Raw genomic sequence first — 18,676 nt, 5'->3', positions numbered from 1 at the left:
CGGTTCCAGGTCCGCAGGCTCCTAGGCGTACGGGGTGAAGTGCGCCGGCGTGTGCGCGATGGGCAGTTCGGGGCGCCACGCGGTGAGGATCTGGGCGCTGCACACGAACAGGCCGTCGGGCAGCCGGTCGAGGGGGTACCAGGCCCAGTCGCCGACCCGCTCGTCCGGCTGGGTCGCCGGTTCGCCCCGCCACGTGGTGACGAGGGCGCCGACGGTGACCCGTACGACGTCCCCGACGTGGTCGACCAGCGTGCCCAGCAGCCTGACGTCCTCGGTCCGCACGAGCAGCCCGGTCTCCTCGGCGAGTTCCCGTACGACGGTCTCCTCCAGCCCCTCCCCGACCTCCACGGTGCCGCCCGGCAGTTCGAGGGTGCCGCGCTGGTGGCGGCCGAGGAGGATGCCCTGCTCGCCGAGGACGATCGCGCCCACGCCGAGGGCGGCGTGCGGGACGGGGGGCTTGGCCGAGCGTTCGCGGCTGGTGAGGGTGCGGGCGTCCGGTGCGGACACGGGGACTCCTGGGTGAGCGGTGTACGGAGGGCAGGCGGGCCCCTGGAGACCGGGCGCCGTCACCATGGTTCTACCAGCTCAGTCGCTCGTGCCGGCCGGGCCGTCCTCGAACTGGGCCGGATAGACTGCCGGTTCGTCCAGCGGCAGCTTGAGCCAGGCGATCATCTCCCGCAGTTGGTAGTACGCCCGCAACCGCTCGGCGTCGCTGTCCTGCCGCTCCGCCTCGGCGATCGGCTCCCACAGCCGGTGCACCATCACCGGCCCCACCTCCAGCAGCCCCCCGCTGCCGCCGGTCGCCCAGCGCGCCAGCACATAGCGGGCGAGGGCGCCCACCGGGATGTCCAGGTGCTCGGCCATGCCCCGCAGCGTGACGAGCGGGTCGAGCCGCCCGTAGAGCACCACGTCCGACTTGAAATTGGCGTGCGGGTCGTCCTCCGGCCAGGTCCCCACCCACCGCCGCACCCGCATCACCGGCTCCGCCCGCGGGCCCGTCTCTTCGTCCCCCTCGTGCGGCACGGCGGTCATCCGTCCGGTCCTCCCTCGGCATCGTTCTCCGGGCACGCGCACAGCCTGACGCACCGGGCCGCCGGGTGTCTGCCGATGAACCCGGCCGATGGGTCTGGCGTCCGGAGCAAGTCCCCTATCGCCGCTGCGGGAGAGAGTTCGCCCGTAAGGCCGCTCGTTCAGTGCTCGCGGAGGCCGCAGTCCGCCGGGTAGAGGGTGGTTCCCGGTGTGATTGCGGACGTCGTCCGTCTGATGTGGATGCTTGCGACGCCGGAAGGGTCGGTGGTCAGGGCGTCGACGCGGACGGTGGGAGACGGGCGCGCGGGTGACGGGGTGTGGACCTCGGCCTCGGGTGGAGTCGTGAAGGGCGTGCCTTCGGGGGCGACGAGGGCGAACAGATCGCCGCTCGGCCGGAGTTCCGCCTCCTCGGTGGTCAAGCGCCGGTGCGAAACGGCGGGACATCGTCGCCGTACGGCGTGCTCACCCGGTTGTGGCCGGCGAGCGGGTGGTAGTCCAGCGCGTCGGACAGGAGACCGAGGGCCGCGTCCCGGATGCGTTGCCGTTGGCCGTGCGCGACGAGGTCCAGCAGGATGGGGGTGGCCGTGTAGGCCGCCGGGAACACCATGGCGGCGTGGCCGCGGACAAAGCCACGACCGGCCAGCCTGGCCGCGGCGTCCCCCGTCTCGTTGACGGTACTGGACACCGCCAGCAACCGGTAAGCATGAGCGACCCCCACCGGATCGTCCCAGTGGGTCCCCGTCGGGTTGGGTACCGCCGATCAGTCCACGGCGTCGATGGCGTCAAGTGACACGCCCGCATTCTGCCGGAGGGTGGGGAGGCACGCACGGTCGGTCGGCCGTGAGGTTACTCGGTTCCTCCCCTCGATGGGGTCGATGCGGGCGGTGGCCTGTGCCGCCTCGGCGTCGTGGCCGACGCCCGCGCGGCCCAGGGTGAGATCGCACGTCCCAGTCCGCATAGTCCCCGATCGCCACGCCACCTCGTCCCGGAACATCGCCCCCGACCCGTTGGACGCCAAGGCAGTTCCGTCGAAGGGGGAGCAACCCCCGTCCCCGGAACCGCAGTCGACTCTGCTCGCACCGCTGCGTCTTCTTCCCTGGGGAGTGTCGGCGCGCGGCGGCAGGCTGCTGGGAAAAGACGGCTGGGAGGCGACAGTGACAACAGGTCCGGCCCCTGCGGGGGCGCCGAACGACGTGGACACCCGCACGGCATCCTTCGCGCAGCGCCGGCTGTGGTTCATGGACCAGCTGGCGGGGTCCTCCAGCGGGTCGATGCTGCCGCTGGTGCTGCGGCTGCGCGGGCGCCTCGACGCCGGCCGGCTGGAGCGGTCGCTGGCCGGCATCGTGGCCCGGCACGAGGTGCTGCGGACGCGGTTCACCGCCGTCGACGGGGAGCCGGTTCCCGTCGTGGACGCCCCCGCCCGGTTCACGCTGCGCCGGATCACCGCGGACGGCCCCGCCGACCTGTACGCCCGCTGCCTGGGCCGCCCCGTCGACCTCGCCGCCGAGCACCCGGTCCGCGCCACGCTCGCCCGCGTCGCAGACGACGAGCATCTGCTGCTCGTCGAGGTCCACCACATCGCCGTGGACGGGTGGTCCTGGGGCGTGCTGCTGGCCGAACTGGCCGCCGGGTACCGGGGCGAGCAGGTCGAACCGCCCGCCGTGCAGTACGCCGAACTCGCCCGCGCGCAGGCCGAACGGCTCTCCGGCGCCCGCCTGGAGCGGCTGCTCGGGTACTGGCGGGACCGGCTGACCGGCCTGACCCCGCTGGAGCTGCCCACCGACCGGCCGCGCCCCCGGATCTGGGACGGCTCCGGTGACGTCGTCCGCTTCGACCTGCCCGCCGAACTCGTCGCCGCGGTGGACGAGTTGGCCCGCACCCGGCGCACCACCCGGTACACGGTGCTGCTCACCGCCTACCAGGCGCTGCTCGGCCACTGGTCGGGCCGTACCGACGTCGCCGTGTGCAGCACCCTCGCGGACCGGGCCCAGCGTGGCGCCGCCGAGCTGATCGGCCCGCTGGTGAACACCGCCGTGCTGCGCACGGACCTGTCCGGGCGGCCCGGCTTCGACGCGCTGCTGGAGCGGGTACGGCGGCGGGTGCCGGCCGACCTCTCGCATGCCGAGGCGCCCTTCGATCTGGTGGTCGGCGCGCTCGGCGGGTCCCGTGACCTGTCCCGGCATCCGCTCGCCCAGGCGTCGTTCACTCTGCTCAACTCCCCGATCCGGCCGGTGCGGATGGCGGACCTGGAGGTGACGCTGGTCGAGCCGCCGCTGGCCGAGACCCCGCTGGACGTCTTCCTGGACCTGACCCTGCGCACGGACGGCAGCATCGCCGCCATCCTCCAGTACGCCACCGCCCTCTTCGACGCCGCCACGATGCGCGCCTTCGCGCAGGCGTACGTCGCGCTGCTGCGGGCCGTCCTCGCCGAACCCGGCACTCCTCTCGGCGAGTTGGCGCGCGCCCTGCCCGTCGGGCCCGGCGCGCCCGCGCGGCCGAAGGGCGCATGGCACCACGCCCCGGACCGGCCCGCCGCCCCCGCGGCGCCGGTCGCCTTCGCCGGGCGGCCCGAGGCGATCGCGCTGCGCTGCGGCGACGACAGCGCCACCTACGCCCAACTCGACGCCATGGCGGGCGGACTGGCCGCCGCGCTCGGCGCCGCCGGAGTCACCGCGGGCAGCCCGGTCGGCGTCGTCCTGCGCCGCGGCCTGTGGTCGGTCGCCGCCATCGACGGGATCTGGCGGGCCGGCGGGGTGTACGTGCCCCTCGATCCCGAACTGCCCGCGCAGCGCCTCGCGTTCATGGCCGAGGAGGCCGGGCTTGCCTGCGTCGTCACCGCACCGGCGACGGCCACCGTCGCCGCCCCACTCGCCCCCGTCGCCGTCGATGTCACCGCCGTCACCCCGGACCCGGACGGACCCCGCCACCGGCCCGACCCCCGCCAGCTCGCCCACGTCATCTTCACGTCCGGATCCACCGGCCGCCCCAAGGCCGTCGGCGTCGAACACGCCGCGCTCGCCTCGCACGTGGCCGCCGCCCGGCAGCGCCTCGGCATCACCGCCGCCGACCGGGTGCTGGCCTTCGCCTCCTTCTCCTTCGACGCCTCCCTGGACCAGGTGCTGCCCGCCCTCACCTGCGGCGCCACCGTCGTCATGCGTCCCGAGGAGCCCTGGCTGCCCACCCAGGTACCGGAGATCGTCCAGCGGCACGAGCTGACCGTGGTCAACGTGCCGCCCACCTACTGGTCCGAACTGGCCCTCTCCCTCGACCGGCGGCTCGCCGCCGCCCTCGCCCCACTGCGGCTGCTGGTCCTCGGCGGCGAGGCGGTCCCGGCCGACACCCTGGCCGTCTGGCGGGCCGCCGTGCCCTGGGTGCGGGTCTGCAACGCCTACGGGCCCACCGAGACCACCGTCACCGCCACCACCCACGACGCGGACGAACCGCCCGCCGACAGCGTGCCCATCGGCCGCCCGCTCGGCGACCGGAGCGTGTACGTGGTGGACGCGGACGACGAGCAGGTGCCGGTCGGGGTGTCCGGCGAACTCCTCATCGGTGGCGTTGAGTTGGCGCGCGGCTATCTCAACCGGCCCGCGCTGACCGCCGAACGCTTCGTGCCCGACCCGTACGGCCCGCCCGGCGGGCGCCTCTACCGCACCGGCGACCTGGTGCGCTGGACGTCCTCGGGCGAGCTGGAGTTCGTCGGCCGCCGCGACGACCAGGTCAAGATCCGGGGCTTCCGCGTCGAACTCGGCGAGGTGGAGGCCGTGTTGCGGGCCTGCCCGCAGGTCGCCGCGGCCGCCGTCCGGCCCGACCGCGCCACCGGACAGTCCCTGACCGGGTATGTCGTGGCCGCCCCGGACGCACCCGAGGCGCCCGGCCGGGCGGAGCTGCGGGCCTGGTGCGCCCGCTCGCTGCCGCACTACGCCGTCCCCTCCGACTTCGTCACCCTGGACGCCCTCCCGGTCGGCGTCTCCGGCAAGCTCGACCGTGCCGCCCTGCCCGATCCCGACCGCGGCCGCCCGGCCGACGACGCCGCCTTCACCGCGCCCCGCGACGAGACCGAGCGGATCGTCGCCGAGGTGTGGGCCGATGTGCTCGGCCTGGAGCGGATCGGCATCGACGACAGCTTCTTCGACCTGGGCGGGCACTCCCTGCTCGCCACCATGGCGGTCTCCAGGATCGCCGGGCGCCTCGGCCGGGACATCGAGTTGCGCACCGTCTTCGAGCACCCGACCGTGCGCGGCTTCGCCCCGTGCGTGGCCGGCGCCCGCGCCTCCAAAACGGCCGAGGTGGTGCCCGTCGACCGCGCCCGCCCGCTGCCCCTGTCCTTCGCGCAGGAGCGCCTGTGGTTCCTGGACCGCACCTCCGACCGTGGTGACTCCTACCTGCTGTGGTACTGCCTGCGGGTGCGCGGCGGACTCGAACGCGCTGCCTGGCAGCAGGCGTTGGACGATCTGGTGGCGAGGCACGAGGTGCTGCGCACGGCGCTGACCGAGTCCGACGGCCGCCCAGTGCAGCGGGTGTGCGACCCGGTGGGCGTGCCCCTGCACTGGGAGGCGGGGCCGGACGGCCCGGACGCGGAGTCCCGTCTGGAGGCCGTACGGCGGCGGGCCGTGGCCCTCGCCACGCGCCGCTTCGAACTCGACCGGCCGCCGCTGCTGCGGGCCGGTGTGTGGGAGCTGGCCGACGACGATCACGTGGTGCTGCTCGCCCTGCACCACGCCGTCACCGACGGCTGGTCCCAGGGCGTCCTGCTGGACGAGCTGGCCCACCACTACGCGGCCCGGCGGGCGGGCCGGGCGGCCCAGCTTCCGCCGCTGCCCGTCCAGTACGGCGACTTCGCCGTGTGGCAGCGCGAACGCGCCGAGAACGGCGGGATGGAACCTCAACTCGCCTACTGGGAAGAGACGTTGGCAAAGACGCCGGTCCTGGAGCTGCCGACCGACCGGCCCCGGCCGGCCGCGTTCACCGGGCGGGGCGGTGCCGTCGAGATCGACCTGCCCGCCGCTCTGGTGCACCGCGTGGACGCCTTCGCCCGTGAGCGCGGCGCCACCCGGTTCATGGTGCTGCTGGCCGCCGCCCAGGCCGTGCTGGCCCGCTGGTCCGGGCAGACCGACGTCCCGGTGGGCACCCCCGTCGCCGGGCGTGGCCGCCTCGAACTGGAGCCGCTGATCGGCTTCTTCGTCAACACCGTGGTGCTGCGCACGGATCTGTCCGGGCGGCCCACCTTCGCCGGACTGGTGGACCGGGTGCGCGAGGTGGTGCTGGGCGCCTTCGACCACCAGGAGGTGCCGTTCGAACAGGTCGTGGAGCGGCTGCGCCCCGCCCGCGACCTGTCCCGCAATCCCCTGTTCCAGGTGATGGTGGACGTCCAGGACGCGTCCACCGGCGGCGCCGGGCTGCCGGGGCTCGACACGAGCATCTTCCAACTCCCCTGGGGATCGGCGAAGTTCGATCTGACGGCCACCTTCGTGGTGCGGCCCGGCGGATTCGCCCTCAACGTCGAGTACGCCGCCGACCTGTTCGAACCGGCCACCGCCACCCGCTTCGCCCGGCACGTCGGACGGCTGCTGGAAGCCGTCCTCGCGGATCCGGACATCCGCGTCGACGCGGCGCCGCTGCTGTCCGCGGGGGAGCGTGAGCTGCTGGTGGCGACGGCGGGCCGCGAGGTGCCGGCCGCGCCGGCCTTCCGGGTGGCCGGCCGCCCCGAGGACCCCGCCGTGGTGTGCGAGGGCACGAGCCTCGACTACGCCCAACTGGACGCCCTGGCAGGAGGGTTGGCTGCGCACCTCGCCGCCGGGGGAGTCGCCCCCGGTGACCGGGTCGGGGTGTGCGTCGGGCGGGGCGTCTGGTCCGTGGCCGCGATGCTCGCCGTCTGGCGGGCGGGCGGCGGCTACGTCCCGCTCGACGCCCTGCTGCCCGAGGACCGGCTCCGGTACATGCTCCGGGAAGCCGGGGTCCGGCACGTGGTCGCCGACGCGCACACCGGCGAGCAGGTCGCCGCGCTCGGGGTGACGGCCGTAGCCGTCGAGGACGTACGACCCCTGCCCGCCGGACCACGGTACACGCCCGACCCGAGCGAGCTGGCGTACGTCATCTTCACCTCGGGCTCCACCGGCCGCCCCAAGGCCGTCGGGGTCGAGCACCACGCCCTTGACGCCCATGTGGCCACCGCCCGCGAGCGGTTCGCGCTCACCGCCGAGGACCGGGTGCTCACCTTCGCGTCCACCTCCTTCGACGCCTCCCTGGAGCAGATCCTGCCCGCGCTGAGCACCGGCGCCACGGTGGTCGTGCGCCCGGACGAGATCTGGGCCCCGGAGGAGCTGGCCGCACGGGTCGCGGACGAGCGGGTCACCGTCATGGAACTCACCCCGTCCTACTGGGCGGAACTCGTCACCCACCTGGACCGGCTCGCGCCCCGGCTCGCCTCGCTGCGGCTGCTGGTGACCGGCGGGGAGGCGCTGCCCGCCGACCCGCTGGAGCGGTGGTTCGGACACCTGCCCCACGTGCCCGTGCTCAACACCTACGGGCCCACGGAATCCGTCATCTCGGCCACCGCGCACACCGTCCACGGCACAGGCGGCGCACGGGTGCCGATCGGCCGGCCCCTGGGCGGTCGTCGTGCCTATGTGGTCGACGCCCTGGGCGAACTCGTCCCCGAGGGCGTGCCCGGTGAACTCATCGTCGGCGGACGCGAGTTGGCGCGAGGGTATCTGGGACGGCCGGCGCTGACCGCCGAGCGGTTCGAGCCCGACCCGTTCGGGCGGCCCGGCGGGCGGCTCTACCGCACCGGGGACGTCGTACGCCGACTGCCCTCCGGCGAACTGGAGTTCCTCGGCCGCAACGACGACCAGGTGAAGATCCGCGGGTTCCGCGTCGAGCCCAAGGAGGCCGAGGCGGTGCTGCGCCGCCATCCCGGAGTGCGGGGCGCGGCGGTCCTCGTACGCACCCTGCGCGGCGAGCCCGCCCTGGTGGCCTACGTCGTCGGCGACGGGCTGTCCGAGGAAGTCCTGCGGACGCACTGCCGGGCCCGGCTGCCGCACTATCTGGTCCCGTCGGCGTTCGTCCGGCTCGACGCGCTGCCGCTGACGGTGCAGGGCAAGCTGGACACCGCCGCCCTGCCCGAGCCCGCCGCCCCCGAGTCGGACGCCTTCGTGGCACCGCGCACCCCGGCCGAGACGGTCGTCGCCCAGATCTGGTGCGAGGTGCTGGACCTGCCGCGGGTCGGCGTCCACGACGACTTCTTCGCCCTGGGCGGCCATTCCCTGCGCGCCGTCGCGGTCGCCTCCCGGCTGCGCACCGCCTTCGACTGCCCGCTCCAGGTGCGGGACCTGTTCGAGCACCCCACGGTGGCGCGCCTCGCCGCCGAGGTGGAGCAACGGCTGCTGGAACTGATCTCGCAGATGAGCGACGACGAGATCGACCTCTCCCTCACCGCCGACTTCTGAGGGCCACCCGCCCCGACACCGTCTCCTTCCCCATGAGTTGAGGAGTGCCCTCATGACCACATCCGACGTACGCCCCGGACCCGCCGCCCCGTCCGCCGGGCTCTCCCCGGCCGCCCGGCGCCTGCTGGAGCGGCGGCTGCGCGGACTGACCGGCGCCCGCGACGACGGCCCGGTCCGTGTCAGCCCGCGCCCCGACCGCATCCCGCTGTCGCCCGCCCAGCAGCGCCTGTACTTCCTGGACCGCCTCGACCCCGGCGCCGCCACCTATCTGCTGCCCGCCGCCTGGCGGTTCACCGGCCCGCTGGACCTGCCCGCGCTGCGCGCCGCCGTCACCGACCTCACGGCCCGGCACGAGCAGCTGCGGGCGGTCTTCCCCGAGCACGAGGGCGTGCCGTACCAGCGGATCCTGCCGCCCGAACCCGGCTGCCTGGACGTGGTGGACGCCACCGACCCGGCCGGCGCCGACCCGGAGCGACGGCTCGCCGCCACCGTGCACGCCGCCGCCCTGCGCCCCTTCGACCTCGGCCGGGAACCCGCCTTCCGCGCCACCCTCGTCCGCGTCGGCGACGACGACCATGTGCTGGTCCTCGGCATGCACCACATCGTCTCCGACGGCTGGTCCCTCGGTCTGATCGTCCGCGACCTGACCGAGCTGTACCGGGCCAGGACCGGGAACCGCCCCGCCGAACTGCCCGAACTGCCCCTGGACTACGCGGACTACGCGATCTGGCAGCGGGGCGGCGACCAGTCCGCCGCGCTCGACCACTGGCGCACCCGGCTGGCCGGCCTCACCCCGCTGGAGCTGCCCACCGACCACCCCCGCCCCGACACCCCCGGCTGCCGCGGCGACGCCCACACCCTCACCCTGCCGCCCACGCTGACCGGTGCCCTCGCCGCACTCGGCCGGCGCGCGGGCACGACGACGTACATGACGGTGCTGGCCGCCTTCCAGGCCGCGCTGGCCTTCCACAGCGGGCAGCAGGACATCGCCGTCGGCACCGTCGTGGCCAACCGGGAACGGGCCGAGACCGAACAGCTCGTCGGATTCTTCGTCAACACCCTCGTGCTGCGCGGAGACTTCACCGACGACCCCACCCCGGCCGCGCTGCTCGCCCGCACCCGTGAACGGGTCCTGGAGGCGTTCTCCCACCAGTCGCTGCCGTTCGAGCGGGTCGTGGAGGCGCTGAGCCCCGAGCGCGACCTCGCCCGCAACCCGCTCGTGCAGGTCCTCTACACGCACACCGACACCGGCGGCTCCGCGTTCGACCTCGGCGCGGCCACCGGGGCGCCGTACCGGATCGACCTGACCACCGCCAAGTTCGACCTCACCCTCGACCTGCGGGAGAGCGACGGCCGCACCGAGCTGGCGTTCGTCTACCGGCCCGACCTGTACGACGCCGCCTCCGTCGCGGCCCTCGCCCGGCACACCGTGAACCTGCTGGAGGCGTTCTGCGCCACCCCGGACACCCCGCTCAGCGCCATCGACCCGCTGACCCCCGCCGAACGCGCCCACCTGCTCGGCCCCCACGGGCCCGCGAACACCGGCAACGAGCCCCGGACCACCCCGCGCACCGCCCCCGACCGGCTCGCCGAGCACATCCGCCGGGCACCGGAGGCGATCGCGGTGCGCGGCACCCGCTCCCCGGCCCACGGCCGAGCCGGAGCGGCCGCCTCCCACACCCTGACCTACGCCCAACTCGACGCTCGCGCCTCCCGCTTGGCCCGGCGGCTGCGCGCGGCCGGGGTCGCTCCCGGCTCCCTGGTCGGCGTCTGCCTCGACCGCACCCCCGACCTGGCCGTCGCCCTGCTCGCCGTCTGGCGGGCCGGCGCCGCCTACCTCCCGCTCGACCCCTCCCACCCGAAGGCCCGCCGCGAGTTCACCGTCGCCGACTCCGGCATCGAGTGGATCGTCACCGACAGCGCGACCCGCGGCGCCGTGGACCAACTCCCGGTCAGGATCATGGCCCTTGACGGGGAGAGCGCCGAGGCGGAGAGCCCCGACATCCTTCCCGCGCCCGCCGATCTCGCCTACGTCATCTACACCTCCGGCTCCACCGGCCGCCCCAAGGGCGTCGAGGTCACGCACGCCAACCTGGCCTGGCTGCTGGCCGCCGCCGACCACCACTTCGACTTCGGCCCGCACGACGTGTGGACGCTGATGCACTCACCCGCCTTCGACTTCTCGGTCTGGGAACTGTGGGCGCCCCTGACCAGCGGCGGACGCGTGGTCGTGCTCGGCGCCGACGAGGTGCGCGACCCGGCCACCGTGCACCGGGTGCTGCGCGAGGAGGGCGTCACCGTCCTCAACCAGACCCCGGCCGCCTTCAAGGGCCTGCGCGCCCACCTGGCGGACACGGGCGCCGGCTTCGCCCAACTCCCGCTGCGAACCGTGGTGTTCGGCGGCGACGCGTTCGACGTCCGCGACTACGGAGACTGGTTCACCGCTCCGGGCGACAAGCCCGCCCTGGTCAACATGTACGGCATCACCGAGACCACCGTGCACGTCACCTTCCGCGCCATCACCGAGGCGGACGTGCACGGCACCGTCCGTTCCCCCATCGGCCGCCCGCTCACCGGCCAGCACGGGTACGTCCTCGACGCCGGGGGCCGGCTCGTGCCGCCCGGCAGCGTCGGCGAGCTGTACGTCTTGGGCGGCGGCGTGGCCCGCGGCTACCGCAACCGGCCCGAGCTGACCGCCGAACGCTTCCTGGACGACCCCTTCGGGACACCCGGCGCCCGGATGTACCGCACCGGCGACCTCGTACGGGTGCTGCCCGACGGCGAGTTGGCGTACGTCGGCCGCGCCGACCACCAGGTGAAGATCCGCGGTTACCGCATCGAACCCGGCGAGATCGAGACCGCGCTGCGCGCCCTGCCCGGCGTCGCCGATGCCGCCGTGGTCGCCCGCCGGGACGGCGACACGGCCCGGCTGGTCGCCCACGTCGTGACCCCGGAGGCCCGCCCGCTCGACCCGCCCGCGCTGCGCGAGGGGCTGCGGCTCACCCTGCCCGACTACATGGTCCCCGCGCTGTTCGTCCGGCACGAGCGGCTGCCGCTGACCGCCAACGGCAAGGTGGACCGCGCCGCGCTGACCGCCGTCGCCCCCGCCGCGACCGGACCCGGCACCCATGTGCCGCCCGAGGGCCCGGTGGAGCGGGCGCTGGCCGGGGTGTGGAGCCAGGTGCTCGGCGCCGAACACGTCGGCCGGGGCGACAACTTCTTCGACCTGGGCGGCGATTCGATCCTGGCGCTGCGCCTGGTCGGACTCGGCCGGCTCGCCGGGCTCGGTTTCTCCGTCGCCGACGTCTTCCGCGCCCGCACCCTCGCCGACCTCGCCGCCCTCACCACCGACGCCGTCGACGTCCCCGACCCCGTCGCCCCGTTCTCCCAGCTCGACCCCGCCGACGCGGGCCGGCTGCCCGACGGCCTGGAGGACGCCTACCCGCTGACCATGCTCCAGGCCGGCATGCTGCACGAAATGCTCGCCGACCCCCGGCGCGGCGCCTACCACAACGTCACCGACCTGAAGATCAGCACCCCTGAGGGCTTCGACCTCGACGCGTTCCAGGCGGCCGTGGACGCGGTGGTCGCCGGGCACCCCATCCTGCGCAGCTCCGTCGACCTCGTCACCTACCGCGAACCCCTCCAACTGGTCCACCGCACCGCCCGGCTGCGGGTCGGCTACACCGATCTGCGCGGCCTGCCCCGCGACCAACAGCGGGCGCGGCTGCGGGAGTTCGTGCGGGAGGAGTTCGAGCGGCGCTTCGACCTGGCCGCCGCACCCCTGGTCCGCATCCACCTGCACCACATCACCGACCACGATCTGCGGCTCGTCCTCACCGACTGCCATGTCGTCCTGGACGGCTGGAGCCTCACCTCGCTCGTCGCCGACCTGCTCGCCCTGCACCGGGAGGCCGTCGCCCACGGCACCACGCCCCTGCCCCCGCGGGCCCCCGCGTTCGCCGAGTACGTGGCCCTGGAGCGGGCCGCCCTGGACAGCGAGGAGTCCCTGGCGTACTGGCGCGACACTCTCGCCGACCTGCGCCCGGTGACCTTCCGCCGGCGGGTGCGCGGCGGCGCGGACGCGAAGCGGCAGCCGGTGCACGAGGTCCGGCGCTCCTACGCCCACCTCGCCGGACGCATCGGCAAGCTGGCCAAGGACGCCGGGGTACCGCGCCGGACCGTGCTGCTCACCGCCTTCCACCACACCATGAGCCTGTTCGCCGACCGCGACGACAGCGCCCTCGGCCACAGCATCGGCCTGGTCACCAACGGACGGCCCGAGATACCCGGCGCCGACCGGATGCGCGGACTGTTCCTGAACACCGTGCCGTTCGGCGTCGCCCGCCCGCGCGGCAGCTGGCGCGGCTATCTGCGGGACGTGTTCGCGGCCGAGCAGGAGATGCTGCCGCACCGCAGGGTGCCCCTGGTCCGCATCACCCAACTGCGGCCCACCGAACCGAACCTGACGGACACGGTCTTCAACTACGTCAACTTCCACCGGCTCTCGCACGACTCCTGGGACGACTCCCTGGAGATCGCCCGGACCATGTTCCCGCTGCTGGTCAACGCCAGCGTCAACGCCTTCACCCTCGACGTGGACCCGGAGTTCGTCGCCCCCGCCACGGCCGAGCAACTGGCCGACGTGTACTGCGCCCAGCTGGAGGCCATGGTCGCGGCGCCGGACGCGCGGGTCACCCGGCCCGCGCTCACCGGCGCGGCCCGCGCCACCGCCCTCGACGTCTGGGCGCGCGGACCCGAGATCCCGTCCTCGCCGCTGATGCTGCACGAGCACATCGCGGGACACGCGGCCCGCACCCCGGACGCGGTCGCCGTCGAGCACCGCGGACAGCAGCTGTCGTACCGCGAACTCCACGATCAGGCCGAGCAGTTGGCACGGCGGCTGCGGATGCTGGGGGTCGGCCCGGAGACGGTCGTCGGCATCTGCGCCGAGCGCGGTCCGGACCTGGTGCGGGCCGCCGTCGGGGTGCTGCGCTCCGGCGGTGCCTTCCTGCCGCTCGACCCGCAACATCCCACCGACCGCCTGAAGTTCATGGCCGACGACAGCGGCATGCGGGTCCTGCTGACCCAGCGCGCCCTCGACGGCACCGTGCCCTTCGACGGTCCCGTGCTCCACCTGGACGCCCCCGCCGCGCCCGTGGAGCCCGTGCCGGGCCGGGAGCCCGACGCCGACACCCTCGCCTACATCATCTACACCTCCGGCTCCACCGGCACCCCCAAGGGCGTCGCCCTGCCGCACCGCGGACTGTCCAACATGCTCGAAGGCCAGCGCGACCTGGTACGCCCCACCCCCGAGGACCGGGTGCTCCAGTTCGCCTCCTTCGGCTTCGACGCCTCGATCCTGGAACTCACCTGGTCCCTCGCCAACGGCGGGCGCCTGATCACCGCGCCCAGGGAGGACCTGCGCCCCGGCCCCGACCTCGCCCGCACCCTCCGCGAGGCCCGCGTCACCTGCGCCATGCTGCCGCCCAGCGCGCTCGCGGTGCTCGGCGAGGACGATTTCCCCGAGCTGCGGGTCCTCCAGGTCGCCGGCGAGTCCTGCCCGGCCGAACTCGCCGACATCTGGGCGCGCGGGCGCCGCTTCCACAACGTCTACGGCCTCACCGAGACCTCCGTGTGGTCCGTCGCCGCCGAACTGTCACCGGGCCAGGGGCAGCCGCCCATCGGGGCCCCGATCCGCAACACCCGCATCCACGTCCTCGACGACGACCTCCAGCCCGTGCCGGCCGGCGTCCCCGGCGAGATCTATCTCGGCGGACAGGCCGTCGGCCGTGGCTACCTCGGCCGGCCCGGACTCACCGCCGCCACCTACGTGCCCGACCCCTACGGGCTGCCCGGCGAGCGGCTGTGCCGCACCGGCGACCTCGGCACCCACCGGCCCGACGGCTCGGTGGAATGGCTCGGCCGCCGCGACTCGCAGGTCAAGCTGCGCGGCTTCCGCATCGAACTCGGCGAGATCGAACACGCGCTGCGCGGGCTCCCCGAGGTCCGGCAGGCCGTCGTCCTGCACCGCACCGACCTGCCCGGCGGCGAACCGGCCCTCGTCGCCTACCTCGTCCCGCGCCCCGGCGCCCGGCCCGCGCCCGAGGAACTGCGCCGCGCCCTGCGCGCCTCGCTGTCCGCCTACATGATCCCCGCCCGGTTCGTGCTCCTCGAAGAACTGCCCGTCAACCGCAGCGGCAAGATCGACAAGCGGGCGCTGCCGCTGCCGCCCGCCGAACTCGACCAGAGCGACACCGAGTACGTCGCCCCGGCCACGGCGGCGGAGAAGGTCCTCGCCGAGATCTGGCGGGAGGTCCTCGGCCTCGCCCGCATCGGCGTCCACGACGACTTCTTCCGCATCGGGGGCAGCTCCCTGTCCACCGTAAGGGTCTCCCTGATGGCCGCCGGGCGCGGTCTGACGGTCTCCGTCGGCGACCTGATCGAGCACCCCACCATCGCCCAGCTCGCCGAACACGCCACCCGCGCCGCGGGCGCGGGCCTGCCCGCCGCCGTCACCTCCGAGGTGCGGCTGCGCGAGGGCACCGGGGAGCCGCTGTGGTGCGTGCACCCCACGGGCGGCAGCGCCGCCTGGTTCGTACCGCTCGCCCGCGCCCTGCCGCCCGGCCGGCCCGTGCACGCCTTCCAGGCGCGCGGACTGCTCGGCGGGGTGGACCCGAGCACCGTCACCGGAATCGCCGCCAACTACGTCGCGGAGATCACCGACCGGCCCGCGGACCCCACCGCCGGGCGGGCCCCGCACGCCCTCCTCGGCTGGTCCATGGGCGCCAACATCGCCCTGGAGATGGCCACCCAGCTGCACCGCGCCGGGCAGCCGGTGGCCCCGCTCGTGCTGATCGAGCCGTACCTGCCCAACCCCGCCGCCCGCGCCCGCCTGAACGGCGTCACCGACGACCTGCGCACCGCCTGGCGCCGGCGCGACCTGATCCGGCAGCTGCCGCCCGGCCCGGAACGCGACCGGGCCACCGCCGAACTCACCGCCACCCTGCTGGGCGCCGGCATGAGCCCCGCCGAGGCGGCCCTGGTGGAGAACGCGCCGATCGAGGTGTGGCACTCGCTGCTCGCCGCCCTCGCCGGCTATGAGGTCCGTCCCTACCCCGGTCACATCCACCTCGTGGTCGGCAGCGAGGCCGCCGGGCTCCCGCGCGGACGCACCATGCCGGGGCTCGACGTCGACTACGACACCTACCTCGCTCGCTGGCGCGAGGTGGCCGGCGACGGGCTCACCGTGCACATCAGCGAGGGCGACCACATGTCGATGATGGCCGAGCCGAGGGTCACGGGCATCGCGGACATCCTCGTCGCGATCCAGGAAGGGGAGAACCGATGACGACGGCGGCCCCGATGACCCCGCTGACGACGGCGACTCCGACGACCACGGCGGCCCCTACGGCCCCTACGGCCCCTACGGCCCCTACGGCCCCGGCGAAGACCGGCGCCCCGCAAGCTCCCCGGACCGGTGCCCCCTTCACCGAGCGCTACCTCCTGTCCCCGGACATGATCGCCGACCCCTACGGGCACCTTGACGCCCTCCGCGCGCACGCCCCCGTGCACTGGAGCCCGATGCACCACGCCTGGCTGGTCACCGGCTACGACCAGGTGATGCGCTGCCTGCGCGACCCCGCCGTCTCCGCCGACCGGGTACGGCCCCTGATGGACGCCGTACCGCAGGGCGCCCGCGAGGACGCCGAGCGGGCCTTCGGGATCCTGTCCCGCTGGATGGTGTTCAACGACCCGCCGCAGCACCGCAGGCTGCGGCAGGTGTTCCAGGAGGCGTTCGCGGCACGGGCGGTGGCCCGCTACCGGACCTTCACCGAGAAGGCCACCCGCGCCGTCCTCGCCCGCAAGGCCATCCCCGGCCGCACCGGCGACCTGATGGCCGACGTGGCCAAGCCGCTGCCCGCCCTGGTGTTCGCCCGCTGGCTCGGCATCCCCCGCACCGACGCCGCCGCCTTCTGGTACTGGAACGCCCGCGTCGCCGACCTCGTGCTCGGCACCGCCCAGGAGGAGAGCGAGTACCGCGCCTCCCTCCAGGCGCTGGTGAGCCTGGAGGACTACCTCGCGGAACTGGTCGCCAGGCGGCGCGCCGAACCCGCCGACGACCTGATCAGCCAGGTGCTGAGGGAGGGCCGGGTGGGGGAGTCGGTCACCGAGGAGGAGTTCGTCGGGATGCTCACCCAGATGGCGTTCGCCGGCGGGGAGACCACCAGCAACCTCATCGCCAACACCGTCCTCGCCCTGCACACGCACCCCGGCCAACTCGCCGCCGTACGCGCGGATCCCGCGCTCGCGCAGGGCGCCGTGGAGGAGGCGCTGCGCCTGGACGGCCCCTCCAAGATGTCGATCCGCGCCGCCGTGAGCGACCTGGAGCTGGACGGCCACACCCTGCGGGCCGGCGAGCGGATCTTCCTGGTGACCGCCGCCGCCAACCGGGACCCGGCCCGCTTCCCCGACCCCGGCCGGTTCGATGTCCACCGCACCGGCGCCACCCACCTCGGCTTCGGCTTCGGCGCCCACTTCTGCATCGGCGCCGCGCTGGCCCGGCTGGTGGCCGTCGCCGCCGTCGGGACGCTGGTCCGCGACCACCCGGACCTCACCCTCACCGACCCCGGCGCGCTCACCTGGCAGCCGTCCCTCCTCAACCGCAGCCTCACCGCGCTGCCCGTCCGCTACTGACCGGACCGCCGCGAGCGTCCGCACCTCCGAAAGGCACCTCATGGCCACCACCCTCGCCGGCGCCGGTCCCCGGCTGTGGGCCCCCGCCCGCCAGCGGCCCTTCCGACTCCTGTGGCTGGGACAGTCGTTGTCCCTGCTCGGCGACGGCTTCAGCGTCGTCGCGTTCTCCTGGATCACCCTCGGCCTGACCGGCTCCACCCTCACCCTCGGCTACGTCCTCGCCTTCCAGGCCGTACCCCGCGCCCTGCTCACCCTGGTCGGCGGCACCCTCAGCGACTCCTGGTCCACCCGCACCCTGATGATCGCCTCCAGCTGGACCCGCGCCGTCCTGATGGCCGGCGTCGGACTCGCCGGTCTCACCGGGCACTTGACGGTCTGGATGCTGTGCGCGGCGGCCGCCGCGTTCGGCGCGGTGGACGCCTTCTTCCAGCCGGCCCGCGTGTCCATCCTGCCCTCCGTGGTGGACAAGGACCTGCTCACCCCGGCCAACGCGCTCCTCGGCGCCGGTTCGCGCACCGCGGCCGTCGTCGGACCGGCGGTCGGCGGTGTGGTCATCGCGCTGACCCGCGCGCCGGTCGCGTTCGTGGTCGACGCCGTCTGCTTCGCGCTGTGCGGCTGGTGCGTGTCCCGGATCGCCACCCGGCCGCGCACCGGCGCCGTCCAGGATGGCGGGTCAAAGTCCGGAAGCGGCAAGGAAGTCGAACGTCAGCCGTCCCTCGGCGCCCGTATCCGCGAGGGCGTCGCCTTCACCCTGCGCGACCCGCGGCTGCGGACCGTCGTCGTCCTCGACACCGCCGTCAACTTCTGTTACGCCGGGCCCTTCACGGTCGGCTTCGCCACCCTCGCCGACCAGGTGCTGCGCGGCGGCTCGGCGACCCTGGGCGTGCTCAACGGCTCGCTCGCCGGCGGCGCGATGCTCGGCACACTGGCGGGCGGCGCCCTGGGGGGCCGCCCCCGCGTCGGGCTGCTGGTGGCCGCACTGGCCGGCTGGCTGGGCGCCGGAATGGCGGTCCTCGGCCTGGTGCACAGCACCCCGGCGGTCGTCGCGACCGTGCTGGCCATGGGCTTCGCCATCGGCTTCCAGGGGGTGTTCGGGCTGAGCTGGATCCAGCGCAACATCCCCGCCGACGTGCTCAGCCGGGTCATCTCCGTCGACATGGTCCTCGGCTACGCCGCCGCCCCGCTGTCGCTCATCGTGTGCGGCGCGCTCGCCCGGACCGGGGCGCTCGCCCTGTTCGGGGCGGTCGCCGCGGTGCTCGCCCTGACGGGGCTCGCGGTGCTCGGGTCCCGTGCGGTGCGCGAGATGCGGTAGGGCGCTCGCGGAAGACGCCCTAGGCGGTGTCTTCAAATGATCATTGCTGGTAGATCATGGTGTCGTGATACGTCGCCATGAACTGTCGGATGCCTAGTGGGAGTTCGTCCGGCCGCTGCTGCCCGAGTCGTTGCGGGGGCGCAAGCGGCTGGATGACCGCAGGGTCCTGAACGGGATCGTGTGGAAGTTC

At 74.4% G+C, this 18,676-nt stretch carries 6 protein-coding genes and 1 pseudogene; 4 read left to right on the top strand and 3 right to left on the bottom strand.

Annotated features, from left to right (window positions below; genetic code table 11):
- Nucleotides 1-21: 21 nt before the first annotated feature.
- From AC069R_RS23960 to AC069R_RS23950, 3 genes and pseudogenes are all read right to left on the bottom strand, one after another.
- Nucleotides 22-483 (bottom strand): annotated as a pseudogene (locus AC069R_RS23960) (NUDIX domain-containing protein); the annotation flags it as partial.
- A 102-nt stretch (nucleotides 484-585) separates the two neighbouring features.
- The gene (locus tag AC069R_RS23955; RefSeq protein ID WP_478768855.1) at nucleotides 586-1,032 is read right to left on the bottom strand and encodes a DUF6027 family protein; all 447 of its coding nucleotides are present in this window, start codon (nucleotides 1,030-1,032) and stop codon (nucleotides 586-588) included.
- A gap of 412 nt (nucleotides 1,033-1,444) precedes the next feature.
- Nucleotides 1,445-1,714 carry a hypothetical protein gene (locus tag AC069R_RS23950; protein ID WP_478768854.1) on the bottom strand — a complete coding sequence of 90 codons (270 nt, stop codon included), beginning with the start codon at nucleotides 1,712-1,714 and terminating at the stop codon, nucleotides 1,445-1,447.
- A gap of 469 nt (nucleotides 1,715-2,183) precedes the next feature.
- Here AC069R_RS23950 and AC069R_RS23945 point away from each other — a divergent pair, with 469 nt between their 5' ends.
- Genes AC069R_RS23945 through AC069R_RS23930 form a run of 4 tightly spaced genes read left to right on the top strand, consistent with a single transcriptional unit; the run spans nucleotide 2,184 to nucleotide 18,486 of the window.
- Nucleotides 2,184-8,477: an amino acid adenylation domain-containing protein gene (locus AC069R_RS23945; RefSeq protein ID WP_478768853.1), complete on the top strand. Its 6,294-nt coding sequence runs from the start codon at nucleotides 2,184-2,186 to the stop codon at nucleotides 8,475-8,477.
- Between the two features lie 52 nt (nucleotides 8,478-8,529).
- A complete protein-coding gene (locus AC069R_RS23940) occupies nucleotides 8,530-15,828 on the top strand; it encodes an amino acid adenylation domain-containing protein (protein WP_478768852.1) in 7,299 nt (2,432 codons plus the stop codon).
- A complete protein-coding gene (locus AC069R_RS23935) occupies nucleotides 15,825-17,174 on the top strand; it encodes a cytochrome P450 (protein WP_478768851.1) in 1,350 nt (449 codons plus the stop codon). Before AC069R_RS23940 ends, AC069R_RS23935 begins: the two co-directional genes overlap by 4 nt.
- Before the next feature lie 40 nt (nucleotides 17,175-17,214).
- Nucleotides 17,215-18,486 carry an MFS transporter gene (locus tag AC069R_RS23930; RefSeq protein ID WP_478768850.1) on the top strand — a complete coding sequence of 424 codons (1,272 nt, stop codon included), beginning with the start codon at nucleotides 17,215-17,217 and terminating at the stop codon, nucleotides 18,484-18,486.
- The last annotated feature ends 190 nt before the right edge of the window (nucleotides 18,487-18,676 follow it).

The sequence above is a fragment of the Streptomyces sp. NPDC043952 genome (assembly GCF_056435325.1).
Note: the sequence above shows the minus strand (reverse complement) of the source record. Positions and strands in the feature narration are given on the sequence as shown.

Excerpts from the sequence above, each read along its gene's own strand:
- AC069R_RS23930 (WP_478768850.1), top strand. The coding sequence starts at position 17,215 with ATGGCCACCACCCTCGCCGGCGCCGGTCCCCGGCTGTGGGCCCCCGCC.
- AC069R_RS23935 (WP_478768851.1), top strand. The coding sequence starts at position 15,825 with ATGACGACGGCGGCCCCGATGACCCCGCTGACGACGGCGACTCCGACG.
- AC069R_RS23940 (WP_478768852.1), top strand. The coding sequence starts at position 8,530 with ATGACCACATCCGACGTACGCCCCGGACCCGCCGCCCCGTCCGCCGGG.
- AC069R_RS23955 (WP_478768855.1), bottom strand. The coding sequence starts at position 1,032 with ATGACCGCCGTGCCGCACGAGGGGGACGAAGAGACGGGCCCGCGGGCG.